The following is a 6,666-nucleotide window of genomic DNA, read 5'->3' on the forward strand; positions in this document are numbered from 1 at the left end:
GATCAAGTGGGGCCTGGACTACATGAACGACCGCTACGGCAGCCCCGTCGGCGCCTGGAACTTCTGGTCCGCCAACCACTGGTACTAAGCCACCAACAGCACCAGCAGCACCAGCAGCAGCGCCAGCAGCGCGCGGCACCGTGTAGCGCAGCAGACGTACGAGAACGCCCGGCCGGGACCTTCCGGCCGGGCGTTCTCGCGTATCCGGCGGCCGGGCCGCCGCCCTCCGCCGCCCTCCGCGGCCCTCCGCCGCCCTCCGCGGCCCTCCGCGGCTCGGCGGGGCGGCTGGCCGGACCGGGCCCGGTTGCCTGCAGGCCTGTCACGCCCTGTGACCGGTGTGATCACCGGCCGGGAACAGGCGGCGGCACAGGGCATGCCGGGCGGGGCGGGCGGGGCGGGTGTCGTGCGTGACGGCGTCGGGTGGCTTGCGGACCGGGAAGACGAGCGGCAGGACAGCGTGGTCTTCGGGCACGGCATCATGCCGCGGGAACCGGGAGCGCGCACAGGGGGGATGTCCACGGATCCGTCGTGTCGCCGATCCGCGTGCCGGTCACGGACCCGCGGGCTTGGCACATGGGTTTCCGGCCCGGTGGCGGACGGCGAGGACGTGGTGCGGGCCGGCGCGTACGGCGGATGGTTCTTCGCTGTCGCGTACGGGCCGGGGGATGGCGCGGCACGGCCGGCCGGCCTCTGCCGTAACGCGGTGGAGGCGATCCGCCCCGACCCGTCCGTGCCCCCCCGCGGCGGCGATGTTCTCCTGCGCGGGGGAGCGGCGTGGACGTCTGCGGCTCCGGGACCGGGGAAGAGTTCTGGGCACGGGGTGGGCGGCCGGACCTCCTGCTGCCCGAACCGGTGGCGGCCGGTGTCCTGCACTCCGGCGGCCGGTACGCACGGCCCGGCCCAGTCCTGCCGGGACCGGGACGGGGACCACGCACACCGGCACTCACAGAGACCCGGTCCGGTCTGAGCCTGCCCCGCGGCGTACCGCAGGACGAGCGCCTGCCCGCCTTCGTCACCGCCTGAGGCAGCGCCGCACACGCGGCCACGGCGAACGGGCGCCGTCCAGCCAGCAGCAAGGTCCGGCCCCGGCCCCGTGACCGCACCCCGGCTCCGGCCCCGGCCCCGGCCCCGTGACCGCACCCCGGCTCCGGCCCTGGCCTCGGCTCTGGCTCCGGCTCCTGGCCCCGGGCCCCGGGCTCCGGCTCCTGGCCCCTGGCCCCGGGCTCCGGCTCCTGGCCCCGGGCCCCGGGCCCTGGCCCCTGGCCCCGGCCCCCGGCCCCCGGCCCCCGGGCTCCGGCCCTGGCCCCGGCCCCGGGCCCGGCCCCGGGTGGACGGCAGTGGGCAGTGCCGGACAGCCTCCAGCCCCTGCAGGGCCTGGAGACCGGACACCGCCCGGCACGAGTCTGTGTCCCATGAAGGCTGCACGTACACAGCCGGACGGGGCGGCACACCGGCGCCCCCGGCCCGCAACGGCCCCGCCGCCCACCCGGCCGCCGACCCCCCCAACCCGCCCACCGCCACCGTCGCCGTCGCCGTCGCCGTCGCGACCGCACCCGCACTCCCAGGAGCATCCGCCATGACGTCCCGCGCACTGCGTACCCTCACCGTGCTGACCGCCGCCGCCTCCCTCTGCGCCACCGCCTCCACCGCCTCCACCGCCTCCACCGCACAGGACACCGGCCGCCGCACGCCGGGGATCGCCGCCGCCTGGGCCCGCGCCTGGAACGGCACCGAACCCCAGGCCCTCGGCGCCCTGTTCACCGCCGACGGCACCTACACCGACGAAGCCGTCGGCGTCACCTTCCGCGGCCGCAAGGAGATCGCGGGGTGGAAGGCCCGCGCCGACACCCTCATCGACAACGTCCGCGTCACCCTGCGCACCACCCGCCTCGACGGCGGCCGCATCACCGTCCGGGCCGTCTACTCCGGCCGCCTCAAGGGCGCACCCAAGCCCTTCGCCGTACCGATGACCACCCGGCTCGGCCTCGACAGGAACCACTGCCGCATCGTCTCCGACCAGGACCACTACAGCCTGGCCACCGTCCTTGCCCAGTCCGGCCTGCCCGCCGGCTGGAACCCGCCCGCCACCTGACGCCGCCAAGGGGGTGTCATGCCGCTCAGGCCGGATCGGGGAGCGGGGTCGGGCACCGCGCCTGGCCGCGTTGTCGCAGCACACCCGAGTACGTCCAGTCAGTACGCGGGCGCTCCTGCGCCTTGCGATGCTTCCCCCAGGCCCTGTGCCCCTGGCGGGCCTGGGGAGAGCCCACGGCAGCGGACGCCGCGGGCCTGACCGACGCTACTTCGGCGACCGGACCTGGTGCTGCCCGGTGACCAGGCCGGGCAGTTCGCGCATGTCGCCGAAGACGACGGTGCCCGGGCCCGCGAGCCGTTCCGGCGGGGTGAGCCCGCCCGCGTAGCCGAAGACGCGCATCCCGGCGGCGCGGGCGGCCTGGACGCCGGGGCGGCTGTCCTCCACGACCACGCACGCGGCGGGGTCGACGCCCATCCGCCGTGCCGCGTGCAGGAACAGGTCGGGGGCGGGCTTGCCGCGGGCCACCTCGGCAGCGCTGAAGATGCGGCCCGCGAAACGTTCGTAGAGCCCCGTGACACCAAGGGTGTGGCGCATCTTGCCGTGCGAGCCGCTGGAGGCGACACACACCGGCAGGGTGATCTCCTCCAGTGCCTCGGGCAGCCCGTCGACCGCCTCCAGCCCGCTGTCCACCGCGTCCCGGTGGCGCCGCAGGAGCTGCTCCCACCACACGGCGGCCGTCTCCTCGCCCAGCCGCTGCGCGATCTGTTCGCAGATCGACTCCTTGGAACGCCCGATGAACCGGTCGACGGCCTCCTCGTGGGTCAGCGGCCAGCCGAGCTCCGCTCCCAGGGCCATCTGGACTTGCACGGCGATGCGTTCGGTGTCGACGAGCACTCCGTCGCAGTCGAATATGACGAGTTCAATCGGCTTGATCATCCCGGCAGCATAGGGGCCTGCCGGGTCCCGCAAGGAGCGCGCGGCGGCCCCGTATCAGGGGAGGGGCAGGACACTCTTCCGGCGGCCGCCGCGGCGCGCACCGAAGTGCAGCGCGAGCCCGGCGGCGGCGGTCGCGGCGGCGACGCCGGCCACCATGAAGCCGTCGCGTGAGCGCCAGGACAGCACCGACCAGCGCGAGCGCGCGGACAGCAGCGAGCCCGTGCTGAGCCAGGAGGCGGCGGAGAGCACGGACAGGGAGGAACCGATGGAGGCGGCGCAGAGTGCGCAGCCCACGGAGCCGATGGACAGCACCGAGCCCACCGAGCCGATCGACAGGACCGAGCCGACCGAGCCGATCGACAGGACCGAGTCCTTCGACCAGAGGGAGAGGGCGGACCCCCCACCCCCGCACCACGGGTCCGTCCACGCATGAGATTCGGTCACGGGCCCCATCCTGACAGGGAAGAGGGGCTCCGGGGGGCCGGCACTCGCCGGGCGGGCCGCTTCCGCGGCCGCCGCCGAGGACCCGGGCCGGCTCAGCCGGCCCGCTCGCCGGCGGCCTCCGCCAGCCGCGGCCGCGGGCAGGTGCAGGCCGCCACCCCGGCCGGGCCCGGGATGCCGCCGGGCGGGAACACCGTCACGGCCGTCAGGCTCCCCTTCACGTCCGGGCTCCGCCGCTTCCTGCCCTTCATGCGCTCCGCGCGCCGCAGCGGGCATGTGACCGGCGGCCTACCGCCGTCCGGGTTCAGCACGGGCAGCCGCGGGACCGGTCACCTCGTGCGTGAGCGTGTACGTGAGCAGCCCGCCGGGCTTCGGCTGCCCCGCCTTTCCGCCCGGTCCCCGGGACCACCCCGTCCGGGGCCGTGAAGCCCGGACGGTCCGCGAAGCGGCCGCACGCGCCGCGGCCGGCCTCCGCGGCCGGCGACAGCACGGCGGCCCCGCCGCGTCACGGCCGGGCGCCGCCACCGCGGTCCTGCGCACCTGCACCGCCGGCTCCGCGAACTGCGACACGCCGCCGGCGCTCCGCCGCCGCCTTCCACTCCCCGCCGGACACCTCCTGCACGAAGCGGTCCACGCCCGTGGCCTGACCGTCCGTCGGTCCGCCCGGTCCGCCCGGTTTGCCGGACACGGTGAACGGCCTCGGGTACGACGGCTGCCGGTCCCGCTGCGCGGGACGCGCGAACGCCGGCCCGGCCGGCCCGCACACGCTGCCGTCGTGACGCCCTGGCGGACCGAAGGCCCTCCCGGCCCCCGCCTGCGTGATCACCGGCCGGGGCGGGCCCGGACCCGGGGCGGGCGGAGCCGGCCGGAATCGAACCGGCGTCCTCGCGATTTTGGAGACCGCGCGCGTCGACCTCTGCGCTACGGCCCCGCCCGTCCCGGGATCGTACCGGTGCCGCCCCGCGCGCCCGGCGGCGCCCCGCGCCCGGTGCCGCCCCGCGCCCGGTGCCGCCCCGCGCCCGGCGGCGCAGAAAGCCGTCCCCGGCCCGCCCCCGTCCCCGGCCCGCCCCCGCCCCCGGCCCGGCCGCCCCCGGCCCGGCCGCCCCCGGCCCGGCCGCCCCCGGCCCGGCCGCCCCCGGCCCGGCCGCCCCCGGCCCGGCCGCCCCCGGCCCTGCCTCCGGTACGGCCGCCGCCCGGGAGTGCATTGCACCCTTCCCGGACAGGCGCACCCGAGAACGTCCGGTTATCGATCCTTCGGAGGGAACGCGACGTGCGTGTGCGTCGGTTCACCGGAGGGAACCGGGACGGGCCCGCACGACCCGCCCTGACCGGCAGACCGATGGCAAGGAGAAGCCGTGCGCATACTCTTCACCGGACCGGCCGCAGCCGGCCACCTCTTCCCGATGATCCCGACCGCCCAGGCCCTGCGCGCCGCCGGCCACGAGGTGCTGTTCGCGGGATCGCAGCCCCTGGGCCGGCTCCGCGAGAGCGGCTTCCCGATCGTCGAGATCGGCGACGGCCGCAGCATCCGGGACGTCTTCGACCAGTCCCCGGACCAGGAAGTGCGCTACGTCGCACCGGACATGACCACGGACCAGATCCTCGACCGGGCGGCCCACGGCTTCGCGCTCGTCTCCCGCTCCACCGTGGACGGGCTGCTGGAGGCCGCCGAAAGCTGGCGCCCCGACCTGCTGGTCTACGACTCCTTCCAGGCGTCGGCCCCGCTGGTCGCGGCCAGACTGGGGATCCCGTCGGTGGTCCACAACTTCGGCGTCACCTCGGGACTGGACATGGTCGCCCGGCTCGCCGCCAACTTCACCGAGGCGTACGGGACGTACGGGGTGGACGCCCCGGCCGAGCCCACCGCGCTGAACATCGTTCCCGCCTCGCTCGGCGGCGACCCGGGCGGCCTGCGCGTGCGCTACCTCCCCTACAACGGCGGCGGCACCGTCCCCGCCGGACTGCTCCGGCGCCAAAGCCGTCCGCGCGTCGCCATCACCCTGGGCACCGTGCTCACCGCGGTGGACGGCGTCCGCGCCATCGTCCGCCTGGTCGAGGCCGCCGCGTCGGTGGACGCCGAGTTCCTGCTCGCCGTCGGCGACGCCGACCTCGGCCCGCTCGGCACCCTCCCGGACAACGTCCGCCCGCTGCCCTGGGTCCCGCTCGCCGAGCTGCTGACCGCCTCCGACGCGCTGATCCACCACGGCGGCTCCGGCACCCTGCTCACCGCCCTGCAGGCCGGCCTGCCCCAGCTCCTGCTTCCCCAGGGCGCCGACCACTTCACCAATGCCGACGCGCTCACCGCCACCGGCGCCGCCCTGCGCTCCGCCTCCGGCGACGTCGACGCCCCGCTCCTGACCCGCCTCACCGCCGACCCGGCCCTGCGCGAGGGGGCCGCCCGCCTCCGGGCGGAGAACGCGGCCCTGCCGACCCCGGCCGAAACGGTCCCCGCCCTGGAGGCCCTGGCCGCCTCCTGAGGAGCGCACACCGGGTCCGTACGGCCGGCCGGCCGGCCCGGCCGACGGCCGTACGGACCCGGTGTGCACCCCGCCCGCACCCCGCCCGGACCCCCGCGTCGGGTTCCGTACGCGGCTCTGCGCTCAGCCTCCGCCGTCCGCGCTCGGGGCGGGCAGGGGGGTGCGGCTGACCACGGCCGTGAGTTCGAGGGGGAGTTCCGTGTCGTGCTGCCCGACGGTGAGGCCGATCCAGCGGCCGCTGTCCGGGACGGTCCACGCCTGCATGCTGCAGGCGCTCTGGGAGAGGCGCTCGATCAGCTCCGGGGCCCTCCTCCCGTCGGAGCCGGCCTCCAGGTACGACCCGAGGCAGACGGTGAGCGGATCGCCCCAGCGCACCGTGAGGGCCGCGGCCAGAGCGCCGAGTTCGGCGCTCATCTCCGCGTCGGCCCGCTCCAGGGCCCTGTGGTACTCGTCGTCCCAGAAGTCCCGGCTCGCGCGCAGCACACGGACGCGACAGGCCGGGCCGCCGTAGCCGGTGGCGTCCTCGAAGTCCGTCGCCGGGAAGGGCTGCGCGAGCATCCCGTCGATGATCGGCAGGTATCGCCCGGGCGCCTCTTCCGGGACGGCTTCCGGCTCAGCGGTGCTCATGGGCCCAGGCTACGAGACCGCTCGGACAACCCCCGCAGCGAGCCGGCCCCGGGGGGGGGGGGGGGGGGGGGGGGGATGGGCCAGACAACGGACCCGAAGAAGAAGGGTAAGGAAATTCGGAGGAAAATGAAAGGGGGTCGGAGGGTAAGAGGG

At 76.4% G+C, this 6,666-nt stretch carries 7 protein-coding genes and 1 tRNA gene; 3 read left to right on the top strand and 5 right to left on the bottom strand.

What is annotated here, in order from left to right:
• Positions 1-13: 13 nt before the first annotated feature.
• Together ACZ4YL_RS35455 and ACZ4YL_RS35460 are read left to right on the top strand one after the other, a co-directional pair.
• Positions 14-88: a hypothetical protein gene (locus tag ACZ4YL_RS35455; protein ID WP_446678336.1), complete on the top strand. Its 75-nt coding sequence runs from the start codon at positions 14-16 to the stop codon at positions 86-88.
• 1,488 nt (positions 89-1,576) lie between these two features.
• A complete protein-coding gene (locus ACZ4YL_RS35460) occupies positions 1,577-2,092 on the top strand; it encodes a nuclear transport factor 2 family protein (RefSeq protein WP_468122043.1) in 516 nt (171 codons plus the stop codon).
• A 204-nt stretch (positions 2,093-2,296) separates the two neighbouring features.
• Here ACZ4YL_RS35460 and ACZ4YL_RS35465 read toward each other — a convergent pair whose 3' ends face one another.
• From ACZ4YL_RS35465 to ACZ4YL_RS35480, 4 genes are all read right to left on the bottom strand, one after another.
• Positions 2,297-2,968 carry an HAD family hydrolase gene (locus tag ACZ4YL_RS35465; RefSeq protein WP_468122044.1) on the bottom strand — a complete coding sequence of 224 codons (672 nt, stop codon included), beginning with the start codon at positions 2,966-2,968 and terminating at the stop codon, positions 2,297-2,299.
• A 54-nt stretch (positions 2,969-3,022) separates the two neighbouring features.
• Positions 3,023-3,412 (bottom strand): hypothetical protein, encoded by a 390-nt coding sequence (locus tag ACZ4YL_RS35470; protein ID WP_468122046.1) that lies wholly within the window; start codon positions 3,410-3,412, stop codon positions 3,023-3,025.
• A gap of 92 nt (positions 3,413-3,504) precedes the next feature.
• A complete protein-coding gene (locus tag ACZ4YL_RS35475; RefSeq protein ID WP_468122047.1) occupies positions 3,505-3,630 on the bottom strand; it encodes a hypothetical protein in 126 nt (41 codons plus the stop codon).
• Positions 3,631-4,265: 635 nt separating this feature from the next.
• Positions 4,266-4,340 (bottom strand) — tRNA-Trp (locus tag ACZ4YL_RS35480).
• Between the two features lie 424 nt (positions 4,341-4,764).
• Between ACZ4YL_RS35480 and ACZ4YL_RS35485 the strand changes: the two genes are divergently transcribed.
• Complete coding sequence (locus ACZ4YL_RS35485; protein WP_468122049.1) at positions 4,765-5,886, top strand: glycosyltransferase; 1,122 nt, start codon at positions 4,765-4,767, stop codon at positions 5,884-5,886.
• A 123-nt stretch (positions 5,887-6,009) separates the two neighbouring features.
• On the opposite strand, the gene ACZ4YL_RS35490 is transcribed toward ACZ4YL_RS35485, so the two are convergent.
• A complete protein-coding gene (locus tag ACZ4YL_RS35490) occupies positions 6,010-6,513 on the bottom strand; it encodes a hypothetical protein (RefSeq protein WP_468122051.1) in 504 nt (167 codons plus the stop codon).
• Positions 6,514-6,666: the final 153 nt, after the last annotated feature.

This window comes from Streptomyces sp. NPDC030021, assembly GCF_055574035.1.

Coding starts and splice junctions, on each gene's coding strand:
- ACZ4YL_RS35490 (WP_468122051.1), bottom strand. CDS start 6,513: ATGAGCACCGCTGAGCCGGAAGCCGTCCCGGAAGAGGCGCCCGGGCGA.
- ACZ4YL_RS35460 (WP_468122043.1), top strand. CDS start 1,577: ATGACGTCCCGCGCACTGCGTACCCTCACCGTGCTGACCGCCGCCGCC.
- ACZ4YL_RS35465 (WP_468122044.1), bottom strand. CDS start 2,968: ATGATCAAGCCGATTGAACTCGTCATATTCGACTGCGACGGAGTGCTC.